Raw genomic sequence first — 21,621 nt, forward strand, 5'->3', positions numbered from 1 at the left:
AGCGAAAAAGCGTGTCTATCAGGGCAACGCGAGTGTAGGTCTGGGCACCGACAAGACGCGGGACCTCGCCCGGCAGGTTCGGCTCGCAAGCGGTCGGCACGGGATCGAGGACCCACGCCGCCCGCCGTAGTCGAACATCCATTCGCATCGCGGGCAGCGCAGAGCGGGTCGCCATCTGGTGCGCGGCGAAGTGCGCACGGTGTTCGCCACCGAGCTGATGATTCGCACGCGCGTCGGTGCCGCCAACCCGGTTGGCCTTAGGGTGGGCCGAATGAGTGACCGGCACACGCTGTTGTTGATGCGGCATGCGAAATCCCAATATCCGCCTGGTGTGGCTGACCATGAGCGACCGTTGGCACCGCGCGGGCGTCGCGAGGCCGGATTGGCCGGAGACTGGCTGCGCGGCAATGCGCCAGCCGTCGACGAGGTGTTGTGCTCCACCGCGATCCGTACCCAAGAGACGCTGGCACGCAGCGGTATCGATGCACCGGTGCACTATTCCCGGCGGCTCTATGGCGCCGTGCCCGGCACGCTGATCGGCGAGATCAACCGGATTGGCGAGGACGTCGCGACCCTGCTCGTCGTCGGGCATGAGCCAACGATGTCCGAGGTGGCACTGGGCCTCGCCGGCGCCACCGGCACCGACGCTGCCGCCGCCGAACGGCTCTCGGCGAAATTCCCGACGTCGGCGATTGCGGTGCTGCAGGTGGCCGGCCGCTGGGAAGATCTCGAACTCGGTGGCGCTGCCCTCATCACGTTCCACGTGCCGCGCTAGCGAACCGTCGCCCGACGCGGACACCCGGGGGTAGCACCCATCCCCGGGTGTCCCGCCAGTCAGGAGTTGGTGGCCAGCGTCAGCTCCATCAGCTTGATGGCCTGCGAGCAGGCATCGATACCGGGGGCCTGAGGATTGACCCACCAGCCGACAACTCCGGCGGCGTCGCTTGCCACGCCGCATGCGCCGTTGGGGTCATTGGGTCGCATCACAATCGAGTCGACGCCCTGAATGGTGCGACTCTCGACCTGATACTTCAGTCCCTCGGCCACCTTGCGTTCGTTGCTCAAGCTGCCCTGCTCGAACCAGTACCGGGTGATGTCGATCAGCCCGGCCGGGTTGGCCGCCCGCCAGCGGCAGATCGCGCCGACGAACGTGCTCTGAATGTCGAGCGGATCGGCGCCCACCGTCTTGGCCAGGATGTCGGTGGTCAGCACTTCACATTCTTTGAGCAGGTTGGGGTACTGCTGCTCGGAATTGTTGTTGCGTGGGACCCCACCCCCGCCCGCTTTGATGGCGTTGCCCGAAATCGACCTCGAGCAGCCGGTTATCGACACCAGCACCGCCAGCAGCACGGCCGCCGCGCGCAGGCCTGCACCATTACCGCGCCGAGATCCACGACGCATCCCACCGCTCATTTCGAGTTCGCAATCGACTGACGAGTGAGTTCCCTGGCGACGTCACACGGCGGCGGGAATGGCTTCTGGTTGAAGCTCACCGACCATTCGATGAAGTCGTCCTGGAACTGGATCCCTACCTCACACAACGAGTCGCCCAGGGTGGGCTCGTTGCCGATGGCGATGAAGCCGCTGTGGCCGTCGATGTTGATGTCCTCGACACTCGCGCGGGAGAGCTCCTCGGTCTTGCGCTCACGACCGATTGGACTGCCGCGGTACCAGGAGAAGGAGAAGTGCGGGCCCATGATGCCGCCGCCCGCCAACCACTGGCACCCCACCGAGTTCTGAGCCGTGTTGATCAGGCCACTGATCCTGGTCAACTGTGTCACTGTCTGGTCGCTGACACCGCCGCACTGCGGAAAGAACGGTCCGTGACGGCCCTCGGAGCTGCCCGGGGTCGACGAAGCCGTCGCACCGGGATTGTTGTCACCGGAATTGGAGCACCCTGCAACTGCGGGACTCAGAGCCATCAATGCCGCCGCAGCCAGGGCCAGCGTCGTCAAATTACGCCGCACCGCTTACCTCTCTACTGCTGGTCACAGCATGCACTGTAGCCGCAGCCCCGCGGGTCAACCACCGACACGCCACCTGATCAGGCATTTCGTCCTGGCCGATGCGGCCGGCCCCAGCACCGGGCCGACACGGTATGCGACAGTTACCCCATGCTCCTGGCACTGCTGCGCCAGTACATCCGGCCGTACCGTCGGCTGGTCGCCGCGCTGATGGCGCTGCAGCTGATCAGCACCCTGGCCTCGCTGTACCTGCCCACGGTCAACGCCGCGATCATCGATGACGGAGTCGCCAAGGGCGATACCAACACCATCATCCGGCTGGGTGTGGTGATGCTCGGCGTGACCGGACTACAGGTGCTGTGCGCGGTGGGTGCCGTCTACTTCGGAGCCCGCACCAGGACCGGCTTCGGCCGCGACCTGCGCGCCGCGATGTTCGAGCATGTGATCACCTTTTCCGAACGCGAGACGGCCAGATTCGGCGCGTCGACGCTGTTGACCCGCAGCACCAACGACGTCCGCCAGATTGTGTTCCTGGTGCAGACGACTGCCACCGTGCTGGTGGCCGCGCCGATAATGAGCATCGGCGGCATCATCATGGCGGTTCATCAAGAGGCCGCGCTGACCTGGCTGCTGCTGGTCAGCGTTCCGATCTTGGCGCTGGCGAACTACTGGATCATGACCCACATGCTGCCGTTGTTTCGCAGCATGCAGGCGTTGATCGACGGCATCAACCGGGTGCTGCGCGACCAGCTGTCCGGCGTCCGGGTGGTTCGCGCGTTCACTCGGGAGCCCTTCGAGCGGGACAGGTTCGCCCAGGCGAACACCGCGTTGGCGAGCACCGCGTTGCGGGCCGGCAATTGGCAGGCGCTGATGCTGCCGGTGACCACGCTGACGATCAACGTGTCCAGCGTCGCGGTGATCTGGTTCGGTGGCCTGCTGATCGACCAAGGCCGGATGCAGGTCGGCTCGCTGAGCGCATTTCTGTCGTACTTCGCCCAGATTCTGATGGCGGTGCTGATGGCAACGATGACCTTGGTGGTGCTGCCGCGAGCCGCCGTGTGCGCGGAGCGCATCACCGAGGTGCTCTCGACTCCCGCCGCACTGAACAACCCGCAACACCCCAGATTCCCCGCTGCCGGCATCACCGGCGCGGTCCGGTTGGAAAACATCACCTTCAGCTATCCCGGCGCCGACTGCCCGGTGCTGCAAGACATCTCCTTGTCGGCACCGCCGGGAGCCACCACCGCGATTGTCGGCAGCACCGGTTCGGGCAAGTCGACGCTGATATCGCTGATCTGCCGGCTCTACGACGTTACCGGCGGCACCGTGCTGCTGGACGGGATTGATGTCCGCGACTACCAGACCGAGCGGTTGTGGGCGGCGATCGGGCTGGTGCCCCAGCGCGGTTACCTGTTCTCCGGCACCGTCGCCGACAACCTGCGCTACGGCAAATCCGACGCAACCGACGAAGAGATGTGGGAGGCGCTGCGGGTCGCGGCCGCAGAGGAATTCGTCCGGGCGCACGGCCTGCAGATGCGTGTCGCGCAGGGCGGGATCAACTTCTCCGGTGGGCAGCGTCAACGACTCGCGATCGCCCGGGCGATCATCGGCCGACCCGCGGTCTATCTGTTCGACGACGCATTCTCCGCCCTTGATGTGCACACCGATGCGCAGGTCCGCGCATCGCTGCGAGAACTTGCCACAAAGTCGACCATTATTATTGTCACACAACGCGTTTCGACTGCCGCACAGGCCGATCAAGTGATCGTGATCGACGATGGCAGAGTTGTCGGGGCGGGCACTCACGATTCCCTGCTGATCGATTGCCCCACCTATGCCGAATTTGCCGTCTCGCAGTCGGTGACCGCCGACATCAGGGGCGTCTCGTGACCGCGGCACTCAACCAGCGACCCCGAGGCGGCGCCCCGGCGCCAACCCGATCGCGCGACTTCTGGGGTTCGGCGACGCGGCTGGTGAAACGGCTCGCCCCACAACGACGGCGCAGTCTTGCGGTGATCGCCCTGGGCATCGTCGGCACCGCGATCGGGGTGGCCGTTCCCCGAATCCTCGGCCACGCCACCGATCTGCTGTTCAACGGCGTGATCGGACGCCAGTTGCCCGCCGGAATCACCAAGGCGCAAGCGATTGCCGGCGCCCGGGCCCGCGGTGACAATACCTTCGCCGAACTGTTGTCGGGAATGAAGGTAACCCCCGGCCAAGGCGTGGACTTCGGTGCGGTGGTACGAACCCTCGCACTGGCGTTGGCCCTGTATCTCATTGCTTCCCTGCTAATTTGGGGGCAAGCCCGGTTGCTCAACGTCACCGTGCAGCGCACCGTGGCAGCGTTGCGCGCCGACGTCGAGCACAAGCTGCACCGGCTGCCACTGTCCTACTTCGACGGACGTCAGCGTGGCGAACTGCTGAGCCGGGTCACCAACGACATCGACAACATTCAGTCGTCGCTATCGATGACGATCAGCCAGCTGGTGACCGCGATCCTGACCGTGGTCGCGGTGCTGTCGATGATGGTGTGGATCTCGCCGCTGCTGGCACTGATCACCCTGCTGGCCGTGCCGTTGTCGTTGCTGGTGACGCGAGCGATCACCCGACGTTCACAACGGCTGTTCGTTGCGCATTGGACCAGTACCGGACGCCTCAACGCACACATCGAAGAGACCTACAGCGGCTTCACGGTCGTCAAGACCTTCGGCCACCAGGCCGCAGCACGCGAGCAGTTTCACAACCTCAACGATGACGTCTACCAGGCCAGTTTCGGCGCCCAACTGCTCTCTGGCCTGGTGCAGCCGGCGACCACGTTCATTGGCAACCTGGGCTATGTAGCGGTCGCGGTGATGGGGGGCCTGCAGGTGGCCACCGGTCAAATCACATTGGGCAGCGTGCAGGCGTTCATTCAATATGTCCGGCAATTCAACACACCGGTGTCGCAGGTGGCGGCCATGTACAACAGCCTGCAGTCCGGTGTGGCCAGCGCAGAGCGGGTGTTCGAGCTGCTCGACGAACCCGAAGAAGCCGCCGACCCCGCGTCGGCGCTGCAACCGCCGGTCAGCCGGACCGGCCGCGCCCCGACCCTGACCGGTCGCGTGGAGTTCGAGCGGGTGAACTTTGCCTATCACCCGGGCCATCCGGTGATCCACGACTTGTCACTGGTGGCCGAACCGGGCAGCACGGTGGCGATCGTCGGACCGACAGGTGCCGGCAAGACCACGCTGGTCAACCTGCTGATGCGGTTCTATGAGGTCGATTCCGGCCGCATCCTGGTCGACGGAATCGACATCACCACGGTGAGCCGGCGGTCACTGCGGTCGCACATCGGCATGGTGCTCCAGGACACCTGGTTGTTCGACGGGACGATCTCGGAGAACATCGCTTACGGGCGTCCGGAGGCCAGCCCGGACGACATCATCCAAGCCGCCAAAGCGGCCTACGTCGACCGGTTCGTCCACATGCTGCCGGCCGGCTATCAGACCCGGATCAGCGGAGACGGCAGCAACATCAGCGCCGGCGAGAAGCAACTGATCACCATCGCCCGCGCATTTCTTGCCCGCCCGCAGTTGTTAATCCTGGACGAGGCCACCAGTTCGGTCGACACCCGCACCGAGCTGCTCATCGCACGGGCAACCGCCGAACTTCGCCGGGATCGAACCAGCTTCATCATCGCCCATCGCCTTTCGACGATTCGTGACGCCGACCAGATTCTGGTGGTGCAGGCGGGCCAGATCGTCGAACACGGCACCCACGCGGAGCTGCTGGCCAACCGGGGCGCCTACTACGCCATGACGCGGGCCTAGAACGATTCTGGCGATGCAGCCCCGCTGGCGGTGGTGGCGCCAAAGCGCGCGGTAACCGTACCGGGTCAGCCCGCTGCGCCGTCGGCGCCGGTACCGCCCTGCACGCCGTTATGGCCGCTGATGCCGTTGTAGGTTGTCCCGACGCCTGGATCGCCACCCACGCCACCGTCGCCACCGACAGCGCCGGCGCCGCCCGCACCGCCAGTCCCACCGATGCCGTTGGTACCCGAGTGACCGATCAACCACCCGCCAGTGCCACCGGCACCGCCGGTGCCGAACCCTCCGCCGGAGCCGCCGTCGCCCCCGGTTCCGCCGTCCGTGGCATCGCCGCCAGAGCCGCCGGCCCCGGTGCCAGACGAACTGCCGTCACCGCCAACTCCGCCATTCCCACCGGTACCACCGACTCCGCCGTCGCCACCCGCACCGCCGTCGCCGCCATTTCCGAACAGCAGCCCGCCGGCACCGCCGCTGCCGCCAACCCCGCCAACCCCGCCGGTCCCGCCGTCGCCGCCGGTGCCCGCAATGCCGCCGTCGCCGCCAATATTGGCGTCGGCCACGCCACCGTCAGTCGAGCCGGCGGAACCACCAACCCCGCCGGTCCTCCCGGCGCCCCCGGTGGCGCCGATGCCGCCGGTGCCCCCGGTGCCCCCGGTGCCCCCGGTACCGCCGATGCCGCCGATGCCGCCGTCGCCGACCAATATCCCGCCACGACCACCGTTACCCCCGCCGCCGCCGCCGGTCCCGCCGGTGCCACCGGAAGCGCCGCTGGCCCCATTGCCGCCGGTCCCGCCAATACCCGCATAGGCGCTGCCGCTGGAAGTGACGGCAGGCCCGCCCAGTCCTCCATCGCCGCCCGAAGCTCCAGGAGCCCCGCCGTTGCCGCCGGTCCCGCCGAAACCTCCATAGGCGTCACCGCTGCCGTCATTGATGGCGAACCCGCCGACCCCACCGGTGCCTCCGGTCACCCCCGAGCCCCCATCGGCACCGCTGCCACCGTTACCGCCGTTGGCATCGCCAATCGAGGTTGTAACGTTGTTGCCCCACGCGCCGGGGCCTGCTGTGTCGTTAGAGGTGTTCACGCCGTCCGCGCCGGCCAGGCCGGTGCCGCCTTGCCCGCCGCTGCCGCCGTTGCCGAACAGGTAGGCGTTGCCACCGTTGCCCCCTTGCCCGGGGTCGCCGCCACCGATACCCGCCGCGGCCGCACCACCCTGCCCGCCCGCACCGCCGTCGCCGTAGAGCCACCCACCGTTGCCGCCGGCACCCCCGGCCGCACCGCTACCGCCGATCCCACCGGCCCCGCCCTGGCCGAACAGCCAGCCACCGTTGCCACCGGCACCCCGGCCGCGCCAAGCCCCCCCGGCCCCACCTGTTCCGCCGGCGCCGATCAACCCCGCGCTTCCACCGGTACCGCCGATCTGGCCGAACGCTCCGGAGCCGCCGTCGCCCCCATTGCCGTACAAGATCCCGCCGTCGCCTCCACTCTGTCCAGTCCCCGCCACCCCATCGTCGCCGTTGCCGATCAACGGGCGCCCCAACAGCGCCTGGGCGGGCGCATTGACCACGTCGAGCACTGCCTGCAACGGCGAGGCGTTGGCGACCTCCGCGCTTGCATACTTCCCCGCAGCCGCGTCAAGGGCGGTTACCAACTGGTCGTGAAACGCCGCCACTTGGGCGCCGAGCGCTTGATAGGCCTGGGCATGTCCGGAAAACACTGCGGCGACCGCCGCCGACACCTCATCGGCACCCGCGGCCAGCGCGCCCATGGTCGGCACCGCGGCGGCGACGTTAGCCTGACTGATCGCCGAGCCGATGCTTGCTAGATCCCTGCCCGCCACCGCCAATACCTCTGGCGAGACGACGACAAACGACATCACAACCCTCCCACCTGCTCGTGTTCACCCCAGCAGCCACGCTGTCTTCTTCGCACGATGCGTCGAGGCGAATCGTACCGTCTTCCTACGCAACATATGTCGCATTTTGGTTAACTTGTCATCGCTACACAAAAGGTGAAAAGCATTCACGTTCAGCAACATTGGCCACGAAAGCCATCCAGGCTGTGACCAGCAGATACTTCGCACTCCAACCGCTAAACTCGAAAACCACTCGCATTGCGCCACACTGACCGCCAACCGCAGTCGACACCGTAGACAGCCCAATTTCGCCGCCTAGCCATCAAACGCGAAAATTGCTCGCATAGAGCCACACTGACGTCCACTATCGTCCACGCCGAAGCCAGACTAACTGTGCCGAGCACCGCAACTTTCACGGTCGGACACAACGCCTACCACCAGAATTCGGTTGCTCTCCTTGCTTATAGATCCATCAGGGCATTTGCCGGGAGGAACCACGCAGGAGCGGCCGCGAAATCGTGATCCAGGTCAACGGTGCAGCGCTACAGCCCAATGCCGGCAACGGGAGCGGCATATGGCCAATGGCGCGGATCGAGCTCGCGCGGGCTAGCCACGATGCCGGCGCGCAGCCGCCGCGACGCCACCACTGGAGTGCGCCAAGAAGTTGTTGAGAATCCTTGGAGCGGCCGGCCCGATGCTGGGGTCATCCAGCCAGGGAAACCAGAGCAAAGGACCTCAGCAATGTTCTCAACCCGCATCACCGCAGCCGTCACCACCGCAATCGGCGCAGCCGCCGTCGGGCTAGCCATCGCGACCGCAGGCAGCGCTGCGGCCAGCACCGACGACGCCGCCTTCATCTCACAGATGGAGTCGGTCGGGGTCACCTTCTCCTCACCTCAGGCGGCCGACCGGGAAGGTCACCAGGTCTGCCAGGAATTGGCCAGCGGCAAGACGGGCACCGACATCGCCGAGGAAATCCTCAGCCAGACCGACCTGACCTCCAAGCAAGCGGCCTACTTCGTGGTCTACGCCATCAAGGACTACTGCCCGCAGTACGCCAGCCAGCTCGCCTAGCCCTTCGCCAACCACGCGGGGATCCCGGCCCGGGATCCCCGCTTCGGCCTGCTATCGGCGAGTTCAATTATGCAACAGTGCTTTTCAAACCAATCTCAGTGTGCCGATCATCGCCAAGGCGGGTTGGCGGACGGGCGCCAAGAACTTGCCAAGAACTTATTTAGAATCCGCCAAGGCGCCGGCCTCAAGGTGAAATCACCAACGGAAAATCACCGACAGAGGATCGCCACCATGTTCTCACCGCGCATCACCGCAGCCATCACCACCGCAATCGGCCTCGCCATCGCCGGCGCCGGCGCCGCGAACGCCAGCACCGGTGACGAGACCTTCATCGCCCAGATGAAGGGAGTCGGCGTCACCTTCTCCTCAACTCAGTCGGCCGTGCGCCAGGGCCACCAGGTCTGCCAGGAATTGGCCAACGGAAAGACGGGCACCGACATCGCCGAGGAGATCCTCAGCCAGACCAACCTGACCACCAAGCAAGCGGCCTACTTCGTCGTGGACGCTACCAAGGTCTACTGCCCCGAATACGCCAGCCAGCTGACCTAGGACCAACCGACCGGGCGTGCGGGGATCCTGATTTCCGGATCCCCGCATCCGTCGTTTCCGGTCCGAAAGCGGAGCTTGGGGACTTGCCGGCGGATCCGCAATCCCAGTGCCCGCAAGGATCTGCACCCAAAACTTTCACACCCACTCGGGCCCTTCGAGTTCGGTGATGGATTGTTGACTGTGCCGCTCACAGATTGCTAAGCAGGACAATGCCGTGGGCCAACATAAGGAGAATTCCGATGAAGCATCCGCCTCGTTCCGTTGTCGCCACCGCCGTCACACTGGCAGTCGTGCTCGCGATCGGGGGCTGCTCGAGCAACGGTGGTTCCGGCGGACCCGGGACGGCCACCGGCACCACCGTCACCACCAGTAGCGCCGAGGCGGCCACCATCCTCAAGCAGGCCGCCGAGGCCATGCGCAAGGTCACCGGAATGCATGTGAACCTCACGGTGGACGGCGACGTGCCGAACTTGCGCGTGACCAAGCTCGAGGGCGACATTTCCAACTCACCGCAGACCGTGGCCACCGGAAGCGCGACGATGCTCGTCGGCAACAAACAAGAGGACGCGAAGTTCGTCTATGTCGACGGTCATCTGTATTCGGACCTGGGACAGCCCGGCACATATACCGATTTCGGTGACGGGGCATCCATCTACAACGTTTCGGTGTTGCTTGACCCCAACCAGGGGTTGGCCAACCTGCTGGCCAACCTCAAGGAAGCATCCGTCACCGGCAGCGAGCAGGTGAACGGTGTAGCCACCACCAAGATCACCGGGAACTCGGCCGCGGACGACATCGCCACGCTTGCCGGCTCGCGGCTTACCTCCGCGGACGTCACCACGGTGCCCACCACCGTCTGGATAGCTACCGACGGGTCCTCTCACCTGGTGCAGATCAAGATCCTGCCGACCCCGGCCACATCGGTGACGCTGACCATGTCCGACTGGGGCAAGCAGGTCACCGCAACCAAGCCGGTCTAGCCATTGTCGTGAGCGCAGTTCATCGCAGTTCATCGCAAGCCGTTGAAACCGCCGGAGCACCGGCACTTGGAAAGGACTCACCAATGACGACGATCTCCCGTCGGCGGCGGTTAGCGGTGGCCGTCGCCAGTGTGGCTACCGCCACGGCAACTACCCTGACGCTCGCACCCGTCGCTGATGCCGCCGACCAATACGGCGCGATCGCCTACTCCGGCGACGGCTCCTGGGGACGAGCGTCGCACTACCCGACCCGAGCGGCCGCCGAAGCAACCGCCGTCAAACTATGTGGCTACTCCGACTGCAAAGTGCTCACCACCTTCACCGCCTGTGGGGCGGTGGCTGCCGACGGCAAGACTTTCGAAGGCGGTGTCGGGCCCACCCTGAGCGCCGCGATGAAAGACGCGCTGAGCAAGCTCGGGGGCGGCTACATCGACACCTGGGCATGCAACTGAACCTGCCCGACCCATGCGATGACCACCGTCGACCGGCGGGCAGCAGATCACCCCAAGAATTCGTGGAGATAACAAAAAGGCCTACATAAGAACCTTTTCTCAACGCCCACTCCGCACCCGCGGAACTGAGAAAAGGACAGACGATGAAGATCAACAAGATCGCCACCGCCCTCAAGACAGCCACCTTCGCGATCGCCGCCGGTGCCGTTGCACTGGGACTGGCCAGCCCGGCCGGTGCAGCGTCCGGCACGATGTACGGCGACCCAGCGGCTGCCGCCAAGTACTGGCGCTACCAGAAATACGACGACTGCCTCATCATGGCCGTCGCCGACGTGGTCGGTCAGGTGACCGGCAAGGAGCCCTCGGAGCAGGCCATAATCAAGGTGGCCCAGACGACCCCCAGCGCCGTGCACCCCGGGTCGATCTACACCAAGCCGGCCGACACCAAGAACCCGAACTCGGGCCAGGGCACCAGCCAGGCCGACATCGCGACGTTGCTGGCGCACTACGGCATCGACGCTGTTCTTACCGACCTGGACAACGCCCCGAGCAACGGAGTCCTCACCGGCATGGAGGCCCTCGAGCACCACCTGGGCAACGGTCGCGCGGTGATCGTCAGTGTCAACGCCGAAATGATCTGGGGCGTGACCATCGACAACAAGGACGAGGCCGGCAACCCGGTTTCTGACCACGCGGTGGTCGTGACCGTTGTCGACACCGCCAACGGGGTCGTGCACCTCAACGACAGCGGCAGCGACGAGGGGCGCGACGAGCAGGTCCCGATGGCCCTGTTCATGCAGGCATGGGCCACCAGCCAAGACTTCATGGCCGTGACCACCCAAGCCAGCAATTGACCATCGATCACCACCGCGGGCGGCCCACCCGGTGCACACGCACCGGACCGGCCGCCCGCACGGGCATGTTCGCAAGCACACCAAGACAATTCGCATGCAATACCAGTGATCGTCTTGGCAGCGCGGGCATTTCAACGGCCATCGTGGTAACCATCTGCGGCCAGAACCAACGGCCGACACCGATGCCGGACGGCCCCGACACCTCGCCGACGTGCCGGGATCCCCGGTTCTCACCGCATCGGCGAACTTGGTACCACAATAACCAGTAACGACAAACCAGTAATGACACCCGACTGCTAGGGATGCGAACGCGAGTGAAGCCGCGGAGGACCCGGAATGGCTGGTAGCGCAATGGTGGACAAACGTCTCGAATTCGGTCTACTCGGACCGTTGGAGATGACTATCGACGGCGAGCTGGTGCCGCTGGGCACACCCAAGCAGCGCGCGGTTCTGGCCATGCTGGTGATCAACCGCAACCGGCCGGTCGGGGTCGACTCACTGATCACCGCCCTGTGGGAGGAGTGGCCGCCGGCGGGGGCGCGGGCCAGCATTCACTCCTACGTGTCCAATCTGCGCAAGCTTCTCAGCGGCACCGGGATCGATCCACGGGCCATGCTGGCCGCCGCCCCGCCGGGCTACCGGCTCAGCATCCCGGATAGCACGTGCGATCTGGGGAGGTTCATCGCCGAGAAGACCGCCGGCGTGCATGCGGCCGCAGCCGGCAAATTCGAGCAGGCCAGCCAGCACTTGTCGAGGGAGTTGGCCCAATGGCGTGGACCCGTACTCGACGACCTGCGAGACTTTCAGTTCGTCGACGCGTTCGCCACCGCACTGGTCGAGGATAAGATCCTTGCCCATACCGCGAAGGCGGAAGCCGAAATCGCCTGCGGCCGGGCGGCCGCGGTGATCACCGAACTTGAAGCGCTGACCGCCGAGCATCCCTACCGCGAGCCGCTGTGGACGCAGTTGATCACCGCCTACTACCTCACCGATCGCCAATCCGACGCACTAGGTGCCTATCGCCGGGTAAAGACGACCCTCGCCGAAGACCTCGGCATCGATCCCGGCCCGACCCTGCGGGCCCTCAATGAACGAATCCTGCGTCAGGAACCACTCGACGCCAAGATGAACGCCAAGTCCACCGCCGTTGGCACAGTCACGGTGCTCGACCAGCGCACAATGGTGTCGGGCCAGCAGGCCGTCGCCTACTTGCACACCATCGCGTCGGGTCACGACTACCCGATTCGGACCGCGGCAACCCGAATCGGGCGGCTCAGCGACAACGACATCGTCCTGGACAGCGCGAACGTCAGCCGCCACCACGCCGTCATCATCGACACCGGAACCAACTACATCATCAACGACCTACGGTCATCCAACGGAGTGCATGTACAGCACCAGCGGATCCGCGGCGCCGTCACGCTCAACGATGGCGACCACATCCGTATCTGCGACCACGAATTCACCTTCCAGCTCACCGCGCGAAACCCCCGGTGAGCCAGCTCATCCAACCGGGTTGTTTAGCAATGCTTTTCGGCGCGCAACGCTTGCTCGACGGGCTGGCCTGCGACGCAATCCGAGATCGCGACAAGGCTTTTGGCCAAAGCCATCTCCGTCTCCGCGGCCGTTCCGGCCGGCCGCACCAGCCCGGCTGCCCCACTGACGCCGTCCCACCTTTTGACCGCGACCGGTCGGCACCCGCGAACCCGGGCGATGTGGCCTTTCATGCGAGCCGACTAGCGAGGGCTTACCGTCAATGGTTGCTGGGCCGGTGATTGGACTCGGGACGACACGTCGGGCCTGTTGATAAAGTCGCCAGGATTCGGGTTGGGTTGAGGAGGTCAGCGATGGGCGAGGCGCCAGACTCGCGTGTGGGGTCGATGTTCGGCCCTTACCACCTCAAACGGCTCCTGGGCCGGGGTGGCATGGGCGAGGTCTACGAGGCCGAGCACACCGTCAAAGAGTGGACAGTGGCGGTCAAGCTGATGACCACCGAATTCAGCAAAGACCCGGTGTTTCGCGAGCGGATGAAACGCGAAGCGCGCATCGCCGGACGTTTGCAGGAACCCCACGTGGTGCCGATCCACGACTACGGCGAAATCGACGGGCAGATGTTCCTGGAGATGCGCCTGATCGAGGGCACCGACCTGGACAGCATCCTCAAGCGCTTCGGCCCCCTGACCCCGCCACGTGCGGTGGCCATCATCACCCAGATCGCCTCGGCGCTGGACGCCGCGCACGCCGACGGGGTCATGCACCGCGATGTCAAACCGCCCAACATCCTGATCACCCGCGACGATTTCGCCTACCTGGTCGACTTCGGGATCGCCAGCGCCACCGGCGACGAGAAACTGACCCAGTTGGGCACCGCGGTGGGCACCTGGAAATACATGGCGCCCGAGCGGTTCGCCAACGAAGAGGTCACCTACCGCGCCGACATCTATGCGCTGGCATGTGTGCTGTTCGAGTGCCTTACCGGATCCCCGCCCTACCGGTCAGACAGCGCAGGCACGCTGGTCACCGCCCACTTGATGGATCCTGTCCCGCAAGTAAGCACGGTGCGCCCGGGGATCCCCAAGGCCTTCGACGCGGTAATCGCCCGCGGCATGGCAAAAAAGCCCGAGGAACGCTATGCGAGCGCCGGGGATCTAGCCCGCGCCGCCCATGACGCACTCAGCAACCCCGATCAGGACCACGCGGCCGACATCCTGCGGCGCAGTCGGGAATCCACGCTGCCCGGCACCGCCGCGATCACCCCCCAACCGCCGACCATGCCCGCCGTCACCCCGCCACCGGCCATGCCGTATGCCGATCCGGCCAGTTCGGGGCCGTTGCCTCAGTCCGCACCGACCGGGCAGCCCGGGTGGGCGCCCGCGAGCGGTCCCATCCCGGCCGCACACCAACCGGCCCAAGTCCCGCAGTACTACCAAAGCGGCAGCTGGGCAAGCACGCCGCCAGGCACGCCACCGCAACAACCCGTCGGGCCGACGCCGTGGAACCAGCCACCACCCAAACGCAATCCCTGGCCGATCGTTGCCGGCGTTGCCGCACTGGTGTTTGTCCTCATCGTTGGCGGGATCGGCGTCTGGCTGGTGACCAATTCCGACTCCACCCCCAAAGCGGGCCCCGGCACTACGGGCAGCACCACCACTACTTCCCCCAAACCGGAGACCACCAGCCCCGAGACGACGACCACCCCGGCCGGTGACCCTCAGGCCCGGTTGCTGAGTTACCTGCCGTCGGGCTACGCCAGTGGTGTCTGCACCGCAACCACGCCCAAACCCAACAGCGTTTGGACGGGGGCGGTGGCGATGTACAACTGTGGGCAGAACACCAACGATGGCGGACCAAGTCGCGCTGTTTATGGGCTGTTCCCGAGTCTGGAAGCACTCAAGCAGGCCTTCAACGACGACATTGCCGCGGTGGATCTGGACAATTGTCCGGGCGAGGGCCCGTCTCCCGACGGGTGGCACTATGACCGGACACCGGACGTGACGGCCGGAATGATCGCCTGCGGGACCTACAAGAACCACCCGAACGTGATCTGGAGCAACGACGACAAGCTGATGCTCAGCGACGCCTTCGGAGACCCGGCCACCCTCGACGAACTCCACACCTGGTGGGCGAAGTACGGGTGAACCACTCCTCGCCGGTGCGCCGATCGGCGCTGCGGTCGCCGGGTGGCGTTCCGGAACAGACGGCCGTGCCCCACTAGTGGGGCAGGCGACCGCCGAGCATCCTCGTGGCTTGCGCCGCGGCGCTTAGCACGTCGGCGAGCGACCCTTGGGCCCGCTGCGGGGCAGCCGGAAGCTGGGTCCGCTGATCATCGAACACCGGCGCGGACAGTCCGGCGGCACCTTCGTCACGCTTACCGGCGGTAAACGAGAAACCGCTCCGGCAGGTCTGCCAGGTTCGCCGCCAGTCGGTGCACGGTAGACGCGGGAAAGCCGGTGCGAGAATGGATTTCGGCGAGAGTCAGTGCCGGCTCGGCAGGGGTCAATGCATCGAGAACCCCGCGGACCTTCGACCTATACTCCCGCCGCAGAAACCCGGTGACCGTAGCAGCCAAGCGCTGTCTCGCGGAATGCGACCGCCGACGAAGGCAGACATCTGTCCGCGATCCACCCGATCGCGATGGGCCTGACCAGTTGCGCATCATCAATCGCGATTTCGATGATGTCAGCGGGCCTTGCCGTCGCCTGCGGCAGCACCCCGACCCCGAGATTCGCTCCGATCAAGCCACGCAGCGTCCCGACGTCGGTCCCTTCGAACGCCGGGGTCGGATCTATGCCGTGGCGGGCGCACGCCGCATCAACGATGCGACGCAAAGTGTGGTCACGGTCGAGCACCACGAACGGATAGGCGGCCAGTTCAGGAAATCTGATCAGCCGGCGACCGGCGAGTGGATGATCGGTGCTGACCACCGCATAAAGTTGCTGAGTGAATAGCGTCTGCCAGGCTATCTCGCCGTAGCCTTCGAAGGCGGCCGGAAAACTCAAGCTCACATCGGTAACACCGCTGACCAGGTCGCTGAGCACACCTTGACCGGAACGTTGATGCAGTTCGAACCGCGCCTGCGGAAACCGGCTGTGATGCAAGCGAATCAGATGCGGCACCGTCTGCATCCCCAGGGAGTGAAGAAAGCCCAGTGCTACCGTCCCGCCGCTGACACCGGCGAGCTCACGCACGTTGTCGATTGCCGAAGAGACGCTGCGTTGGGCCAGCCGGCTGCCCACCAGTAGAGCCTGTCCATATCGATTGAGCTCGTTGGTGCGGCCTCGCCGGGTGAACAGTTGCACGCCGATCTCAGCCTCGAGCAGCGTGATGGCACGACTCACCGCAGACTGCGACACCAAGAGCTGCTCGGAGGCGCCCCGAAGCGTGCCGCATTCCGCAACGGCCTGAAAGTAGCGCAATTGATAGAGCTCCACCGGCCCAGGATACTTGCGCAAAACTGAACAGTTCTTCGAAACCTTGCGCTAGACGCAAACCTGGTTGGTTCCTAGCGTGGTCGTAGACCCCGAGGAGACCACAAGATGAAACCCATTCCGCGCAGTTTGTTGTTCACACCGGCAACCAAAACCCAGCACTACCTGGCCGCGGCAGCGGTGCATGCCGAGGCACTCATCCTCGATCTCGAGGACTCGGTGGCCCCCCGCGACAAGGCGCAGGCTCGCCGGGACGCGCTGAATTTTCTTTGCACCACAACGCCGGCCAAGACGATGGCGGCCATCCGGGTCAATGCACCCGATACCCTGGATGGCTGGCGGGACCTCACCGCGTTGCTCGACTCTGCGGCCGACCCAGATTTTCTGATGCTCCCAAAGGTGCAGTCCGCGGCCGAGATCGGCCTGGTCAAACGCCTGCTTCGGCAGTCACAGAAGACAACTCGACTCATCGCGACCGCCGAAACCGCTGTTGTGGCGGCAAATCCGGACTGCGCGCTCGACCCGCGCCTGGTCGACGCAGTCATCTTCGGCAGCGCCGACATGGCAGCCGACCTAGGCGCAGAACCGTCCGCCGCCATTGTGCGACATGCTCGCAGCACCATCCTCAGCCACGCCGCCGCCGCAAAGATACCGGTCATCGATGCCCCGTTCTTCGACATCGACGACATACCCGGACTGCGCCAGGCCGTCCGCGAGGCCGTCGCAGAAGGATTCGCCGGGAAGGCGGCAATCCATCCCGATCACGTAGCGCTCATCAATTCCGGATTTCTTCCCGGTCAATCCGAAATCAATTGGGCACGCGAGGTATTGAAGTCTGCTCACGCAGGCGCCGGGTCCGTTGGCGGTCGAATGGTGGACGAGGCGATGGCCCGCCGCGCGCGCGGCATCCTTGCCAGAGCTCAGGGTGTGAACGAGGAGGAACCATGCATGAGCTGATTTCGGCCTATCGGGAAGTCGCGCCCGGCGTGTACCGGGAAACCGCGGGCTTGTACTACGATGATTTCGTCGTCGGCGACACTTTCGAGCATCGACCAGGCCGAACGATCACCGACACCGACAACATCTGGATGACCCTGCTGACCATGAATACCCAGCCCGTGCATTTCGATGCACGCTATGCGGCAGCTACCGAGTGGCAGAAGATGCTTGTCGATTCCACGTTGACCATCGCGATGCTGACGGGGATGAGTGTTCGGACCGTCAGCGCCAAGGTAGTTGCCAATCTGGGGTGGGACAACGTTCGCGCCTGCCACCCCGTTTTCGCAGGCGACACGCTTTACGCCAGCTCCACCGTGCTCGCCAAACGCGAGTCGAAAAGTCGTCCGAGCCAAGGCATTGTGTCGGTTCAAACCCAAGGGACCAACCAGGACGGAGTCGTCGTGATGACCTTTGAACGCACCATGCTGATCTACAAACGTGCCGGTTCACCCGCGGGTGAGGCGAACTACTGATGGAAAATTGCGTAGCAGTCAAGGACCACGCCGCCCTATACCGCGCCAAGCTAGCCGATCCCGACACCGCCATACTGGCGGTCACCTCTGGATCGGCGGTGGCAGTCGGCCAAGCCGCCTGCCAGCCACCAGCGCTGCTCCAGGCTCTCGCGGCCCGCGCCGAACGCCGCGAGATCGATCGCGTCCGGCTCTTCTACTACCACGCCGAGCGGCCGATGGCCGATACCGTACTGCGTTACGAATTGATGGGGCGGTTCCTGCCCAACTCGATGTTCCTGCAAGCCGCCGAGCGAGACTTGATCGCCCATGGCGAACACGACGGACGCAAAGTTGTGCAGTTCATTCCGAATTCGTTCAGCAATGCGGTACGGCTATTCACCGAAACCATCTCTGTCGATACAACTATCGTGACGGTCTCCCCGATGGATGAGCAAGGCTACTTCACGTTCGGAACCAACAACGACTACACCAGTTCGGTGGCACGGCAGGCCCGCCACCTCATCGTCGAGGTGAACCCCAACATGCCACGAGTCTTCGGACACTCGATGCTGCACGTCGATGAGGTCGACGCCATCGTCGAAAACGACGCCCCCTTACCCGAGCTGCCGCAACGCCCCATCAGCGAGCTCGATCGGGTCATCGCAACCCATGTTGCCGCGCTAGTGCCCGAGCAAGCCTGCCTGCAGATCGGCGTGGGTGGACTGCCTCAAGCGGTATGCGAACAGCTAAGAGACCGTAGCGATCTTGGTATCCACTCCGAGGTATTCACCCCTGCGCTGGCCGACCTGGTGCGCCGAGGAGTTGTCACCGGGCGACACAAGGCGATCAATCGGGGCGCAGCCGTCTTCACTTTCGCACTCGGCGATCGCAAGACCTACGAATTCATGGACAACAACCCCAAGTTGGAGAGCTACCCCGTCGACTATGTCAACGATCCTGCGGTGATCGCCCGCAACGACAACGTTGTCTCGGTGAACTCGACGATCGAGATGGACCTAACCGGCGCGTGCAACTCCGAGCATGTCAATGGGCACCAGTTCACCGGCGCGGGCGGTCAACTGGACTTCGTGCGTGGCGCCTATGCCTCGCGCGGGGGCAAGTCGATCATCGCATTCGCATCGACCACCCGCGGCGGGACGATCAGCAAGATCGTTCCGCGACTTTCCGGACCCGTAACCACGCCGCGCAACGAAACACACTATGTGGCTACCGAGTTCGGAACCGTCAATCTGAAGGGCCTGTCGAGTTCCGCCCGCGCCGAGGCGCTGATCGGGCTCGCGCATCCCGACTACCGACCGTGGCTAGCAGAGTGCGCACAACACATGCACCTCATCTAGAAGGGAACCTTGCACCGATGATGAACAACGACAGCCCGGACAGTCAGCTTGATGAGCCGGGCGTCGTCAGCGGCCCGTTGTTCATCGCGCCCAGTGTTGGGCTTCCCGAGGTGAGTCGACCAGCACGGCGTCGAGTCCGACCTTCTTGGCGAGCTGGTAGTCGTCGGCAGTCTTGACGGCGAAGCCCATGACGTTCATCGGGGATCCCGACTTGAAGCACTCGACGGCGGCCGGGTCCCATAGCTGCGCGTCTACCTTTGAGGTCCCAACACCCAACGTGAATTCTTCGGTGATCGTGATGCTCCGGTGCAACTCAAAGCCGGCCCACTTGCCAGGATCCGGCGCTGGGTCACAGTGATGGTTCAGCGCCATGTCGAGAAGTCGCTGGCGGGTGATGTCACGGCTTTCGGCGACTCGCAGATGCTGCTGAGCCGCTGCCTCGGTGATGGTCGCATCGGTGGAGTAGACGGTCGCCCGTTCCGCCGCACCGGTCTGGTTCAGCACCCGCGCGACCGCCGATACCACCGGCTGTGCGGGAGTCTGCTTGAGATCCAGAAACAGCGCGATATCGGGCGGGACCGCGGAGATTGCCTGTTCGAGCGTGGGTATCGGCGTAGGCCGCTGCCGGTAGGGATAGCCGTCGACGCCCGGCTCGGTGAAATTCCAGCCCGCGTTGAGCTGCTGTAACTGCCCGGCGGTCTTGGAATTCACTGGTCCCGCTCCGTCGGTCAACGTCGCCAGATCACTCGGCCGGTACAACACCGCCACCCCATCCTCGCTGGCCTGCACGGTCAGCCACACACCGTCGACACCGGATGAAACCGCGTTCGTTATCGCTAGCAGGGTGTTTTCCGGGAAGTCGGCCGCGCCCGCGCGATGGGCGATGATCATCGGCCCGGAAGCCGCAGTGGACGGCGCCGCCCCTGCCACGCAGCAAGCGCCTCCCAGCACGGCAACCGCCGCGACCGCACCCAAAATTGCCGATCTCATTCGTCGATTCCCTTCACGAGTCCCCGCCCTACAGCGCCACACCGCTGCGCAGCGAGGGTCAACCATGCGCGGTCATTGTGACCAAAGTAACTGCCCGACAGCGCATCTGCCCGGACCGGACTGCTCTTCGAGCCATACCCTAGCTGCCGGATGGAAACGGTGACACGGTCCGCTCCCGCAATGGGTTTGGGTTCAGTGCTGGGATCGCAGTGCGATGCGTGTTTGGGTTTGGGCCACCCCTGCGGCGGCTTTCAGCCTCCGCAGGAGGCGATCTAGGTCGGCGGTATCGCGAACCCGGATGTGCAGGAGGTAGTCATAAGGCCCGGTTACGTGGACAGCGTCGCTGATGGCGGGGTCCTTGGCCGCCCATGCCAGAAACTGGTCGCCGTCCTGTTCTGATCGAAGACGCACGTCGACGAATGCCTCGATTCCTCAGCTCGGAGCCTTTTCTGCGGCGAGCACTGCCCGGTAGCCGAGGATGACGCCGGTGGTCTCTAGCCGTCGGACTCTTGCCCCGACGGCGTTCGTGCTCAGTCCGATGGCGCGCCCCATGGCACTGAAAGATGCTCTGCCATCCTGGGCCAAGATGTCGACAATTTCACTGTCAATGTCGTCCATACTGAGAATTTACTGGCTGAGCTGAGACATTTGTCATCGCAAGGTTGGACTCGGCGCGATAGTGGGTAGCCATGTCAGCTGTTGCGGGGATTGCCTCGGCGTTCGGAGTCGGACTGGCCGCCGGGCTTGGCGTCGCGGTGCCGTTAGGCGCGATTGGCGTGCTGCTGCTGCGAGAGGGAGTCGAGCGAGGAGTTCGTCGCGCCGCGGTGGCGGCGGCCGCGGTGTCGTGTGTCGATGTGATGTATTGCGCCGCAGCGATGCTGGTCGGACGTTTTGCGGGGCCGGCGGTCGAAGGCTTGGGCTCCTGGCCCGAAGTCATCGGCGCACTCCTGCTGGTTGTGGTGGCCGCGGCGGGAATCGCACGAGGGTTGCGGCGTTGCGAGCCGGCGACTCAGCACTGGCAATCACCGCGCTCTAGCGATCGATTCGCGTTCTTTTTTGGCCTGACCGCGATCAACCCCGTGACGTTGGTCTATTTCACCGCGATAGCCGCCACGCTGGAACAGTCGCTGGGGGGCAGCGCCGCGATCGCCGTTGTCACCGGCGTCGGGCTGGCGTCACTGCTGTGGCAGTTGTTGCTGGTCTGGATCGGTGCGGTCGTTGGCGCTGGTAGCACTGCCCGCACCCGGCGCCTGACCATCCTGGTTGATAACGTCGTCGTCGGCGCCCTCGGGGTAGTCATGCTGGCCCCCGCGGCCCGGTGATGCCTCACCGGCCGGCGCCACACGGACAAACCGACCGACG

Annotated in this window: 22 protein-coding genes; 14 read left to right on the forward strand and 8 right to left on the reverse strand. The window is 65.0% G+C overall.

The window, feature by feature from the left end; genetic code table 11:
- Nucleotides 1–271: 271 nt before the first annotated feature.
- Nucleotides 272–775, forward strand: coding sequence for a histidine phosphatase family protein (locus tag MMSP_RS20695; protein WP_036427462.1), 504 nt, complete (start codon nt 272–274; stop codon nt 773–775).
- A gap of 59 nt (nt 776–834) precedes the next feature.
- Here the strand turns inward: MMSP_RS20695 and MMSP_RS20700 are convergent, their stop codons facing one another.
- Together MMSP_RS20700 and MMSP_RS20705 are read right to left on the reverse strand one after the other, a co-directional pair.
- Nucleotides 835–1,413 carry a DUF3558 domain-containing protein gene (locus MMSP_RS20700; protein ID WP_020788185.1) on the reverse strand — a complete coding sequence of 193 codons (579 nt, stop codon included), beginning with the start codon at nt 1,411–1,413 and terminating at the stop codon, nt 835–837.
- Nucleotides 1,410–1,922: a DUF3558 domain-containing protein gene (locus tag MMSP_RS20705; protein WP_369797362.1), complete on the reverse strand. Its 513-nt coding sequence runs from the start codon at nt 1,920–1,922 to the stop codon at nt 1,410–1,412. The genes MMSP_RS20700 and MMSP_RS20705 overlap by 4 nt, the downstream gene beginning before the upstream one ends.
- 192 nt (nt 1,923–2,114) lie before the next feature.
- Between MMSP_RS20705 and MMSP_RS20710 the strand changes: the two genes are divergently transcribed.
- Nucleotides 2,115–3,854: an ABC transporter ATP-binding protein gene (locus MMSP_RS20710; protein WP_020788186.1), complete on the forward strand. Its 1,740-nt coding sequence runs from the start codon at nt 2,115–2,117 to the stop codon at nt 3,852–3,854.
- A complete protein-coding gene (locus MMSP_RS20715; protein WP_020788187.1) occupies nt 3,851–5,773 on the forward strand; it encodes an ABC transporter ATP-binding protein in 1,923 nt (640 codons plus the stop codon). Before MMSP_RS20710 ends, MMSP_RS20715 begins: the two co-directional genes overlap by 4 nt.
- 65 nt (nt 5,774–5,838) lie before the next feature.
- Here the strand turns inward: MMSP_RS20715 and MMSP_RS20720 are convergent, their stop codons facing one another.
- Nucleotides 5,839–7,644, reverse strand: coding sequence for a PE family protein (locus MMSP_RS20720; protein ID WP_036426797.1), 1,806 nt, complete (start codon nt 7,642–7,644; stop codon nt 5,839–5,841).
- 720 nt (nt 7,645–8,364) lie between these two features.
- On the opposite strand from MMSP_RS20720, the gene MMSP_RS20725 reads away from it, so the two are divergent.
- From MMSP_RS20725 to MMSP_RS20760, 7 genes are all read left to right on the forward strand, one after another.
- The gene (locus tag MMSP_RS20725; protein WP_020788190.1) at nt 8,365–8,697 is read left to right on the forward strand and encodes a DUF732 domain-containing protein; all 333 of its coding nucleotides are present in this window, start codon (nt 8,365–8,367) and stop codon (nt 8,695–8,697) included.
- 231 nt (nt 8,698–8,928) lie between these two features.
- Nucleotides 8,929–9,246 (forward strand): DUF732 domain-containing protein, encoded by a 318-nt coding sequence (locus MMSP_RS20730; RefSeq protein WP_020788191.1) that lies wholly within the window; start codon nt 8,929–8,931, stop codon nt 9,244–9,246.
- 239 nt (nt 9,247–9,485) lie between these two features.
- Complete coding sequence (locus MMSP_RS20735) at nt 9,486–10,226, forward strand: LppX_LprAFG lipoprotein (RefSeq protein WP_015356739.1); 741 nt, start codon at nt 9,486–9,488, stop codon at nt 10,224–10,226.
- An 83-nt stretch (nt 10,227–10,309) separates the two neighbouring features.
- On the forward strand, nt 10,310–10,678 hold the full coding sequence (locus MMSP_RS20740; RefSeq protein ID WP_015356740.1) for a DUF4189 domain-containing protein: 369 nt from the start codon (nt 10,310–10,312) through the stop codon (nt 10,676–10,678).
- A 143-nt stretch (nt 10,679–10,821) separates the two neighbouring features.
- Nucleotides 10,822–11,532 carry a C39 family peptidase gene (locus MMSP_RS20745; RefSeq protein WP_020788192.1) on the forward strand — a complete coding sequence of 237 codons (711 nt, stop codon included), beginning with the start codon at nt 10,822–10,824 and terminating at the stop codon, nt 11,530–11,532.
- A gap of 336 nt (nt 11,533–11,868) precedes the next feature.
- Nucleotides 11,869–13,029 (forward strand): ATPase/transcriptional regulator EmbR, encoded by a 1,161-nt coding sequence (gene embR, locus MMSP_RS20750; protein WP_020788194.1) that lies wholly within the window; start codon nt 11,869–11,871, stop codon nt 13,027–13,029.
- Nucleotides 13,030–13,379: 350 nt separating this feature from the next.
- Nucleotides 13,380–15,170, forward strand: a complete 1,791-nt coding sequence (locus MMSP_RS20760) for a serine/threonine-protein kinase (RefSeq protein ID WP_020788196.1) — start codon at nt 13,380–13,382, stop codon at nt 15,168–15,170.
- Nucleotides 15,171–15,400: 230 nt separating this feature from the next.
- On the opposite strand, the gene MMSP_RS29405 is transcribed toward MMSP_RS20760, so the two are convergent.
- Together MMSP_RS29405 and MMSP_RS20765 are read right to left on the reverse strand one after the other, a co-directional pair.
- Complete coding sequence (locus MMSP_RS29405; protein ID WP_081435744.1) at nt 15,401–15,601, reverse strand: helix-turn-helix domain-containing protein; 201 nt, start codon at nt 15,599–15,601, stop codon at nt 15,401–15,403.
- Nucleotides 15,561–16,463 (reverse strand): LysR family transcriptional regulator, encoded by a 903-nt coding sequence (locus MMSP_RS20765; protein ID WP_020788199.1) that lies wholly within the window; start codon nt 16,461–16,463, stop codon nt 15,561–15,563. Before MMSP_RS20765 ends, MMSP_RS29405 begins: the two co-directional genes overlap by 41 nt.
- A 105-nt stretch (nt 16,464–16,568) precedes the next feature.
- Between MMSP_RS20765 and MMSP_RS20770 the strand changes: the two genes are divergently transcribed.
- The 3 genes from MMSP_RS20770 to MMSP_RS20780 are packed head-to-tail and all read left to right on the forward strand — an operon-like array spanning nt 16,569 to nt 19,269.
- The gene (locus MMSP_RS20770) at nt 16,569–17,417 is read left to right on the forward strand and encodes an aldolase/citrate lyase family protein (RefSeq protein WP_020788200.1); all 849 of its coding nucleotides are present in this window, start codon (nt 16,569–16,571) and stop codon (nt 17,415–17,417) included.
- Entirely contained in the window at nt 17,405–17,932 is a 528-nt protein-coding gene (locus MMSP_RS20775; protein ID WP_015356746.1) for a MaoC/PaaZ C-terminal domain-containing protein, read from the forward strand. Before MMSP_RS20770 ends, MMSP_RS20775 begins: the two co-directional genes overlap by 13 nt.
- Nucleotides 17,932–19,269 (forward strand): acetyl-CoA hydrolase/transferase family protein, encoded by a 1,338-nt coding sequence (locus tag MMSP_RS20780; protein ID WP_015356747.1) that lies wholly within the window; start codon nt 17,932–17,934, stop codon nt 19,267–19,269. The genes MMSP_RS20775 and MMSP_RS20780 overlap by 1 nt, the downstream gene beginning before the upstream one ends.
- Nucleotides 19,270–19,350: 81 nt before the next feature.
- Here MMSP_RS20780 and MMSP_RS20785 read toward each other — a convergent pair whose 3' ends face one another.
- From MMSP_RS20785 to MMSP_RS28940, 3 genes are all read right to left on the reverse strand, one after another.
- Entirely contained in the window at nt 19,351–20,259 is a 909-nt protein-coding gene (locus MMSP_RS20785) for a glycerophosphodiester phosphodiesterase family protein (RefSeq protein ID WP_020788201.1), read from the reverse strand.
- A 192-nt stretch (nt 20,260–20,451) separates the two neighbouring features.
- Nucleotides 20,452–20,670, reverse strand: coding sequence for an Lrp/AsnC ligand binding domain-containing protein (locus MMSP_RS28935; RefSeq protein ID WP_020788202.1), 219 nt, complete (start codon nt 20,668–20,670; stop codon nt 20,452–20,454).
- 21 nt (nt 20,671–20,691) lie between these two features.
- A complete protein-coding gene (locus tag MMSP_RS28940; RefSeq protein ID WP_020788203.1) occupies nt 20,692–20,877 on the reverse strand; it encodes an Lrp/AsnC family transcriptional regulator in 186 nt (61 codons plus the stop codon).
- 71 nt (nt 20,878–20,948) lie between these two features.
- Between MMSP_RS28940 and MMSP_RS20800 the strand changes: the two genes are divergently transcribed.
- The gene (locus MMSP_RS20800; RefSeq protein WP_020788204.1) at nt 20,949–21,581 is read left to right on the forward strand and encodes a hypothetical protein; all 633 of its coding nucleotides are present in this window, start codon (nt 20,949–20,951) and stop codon (nt 21,579–21,581) included.
- Nucleotides 21,582–21,621 lie beyond the last annotated feature (40 nt).

This window comes from Mycobacterium sp. 012931, assembly GCF_000419295.1.
GTDB classification, from domain to species: Bacteria; Actinomycetota; Actinomycetes; order Mycobacteriales; family Mycobacteriaceae; genus Mycobacterium; species Mycobacterium marinum.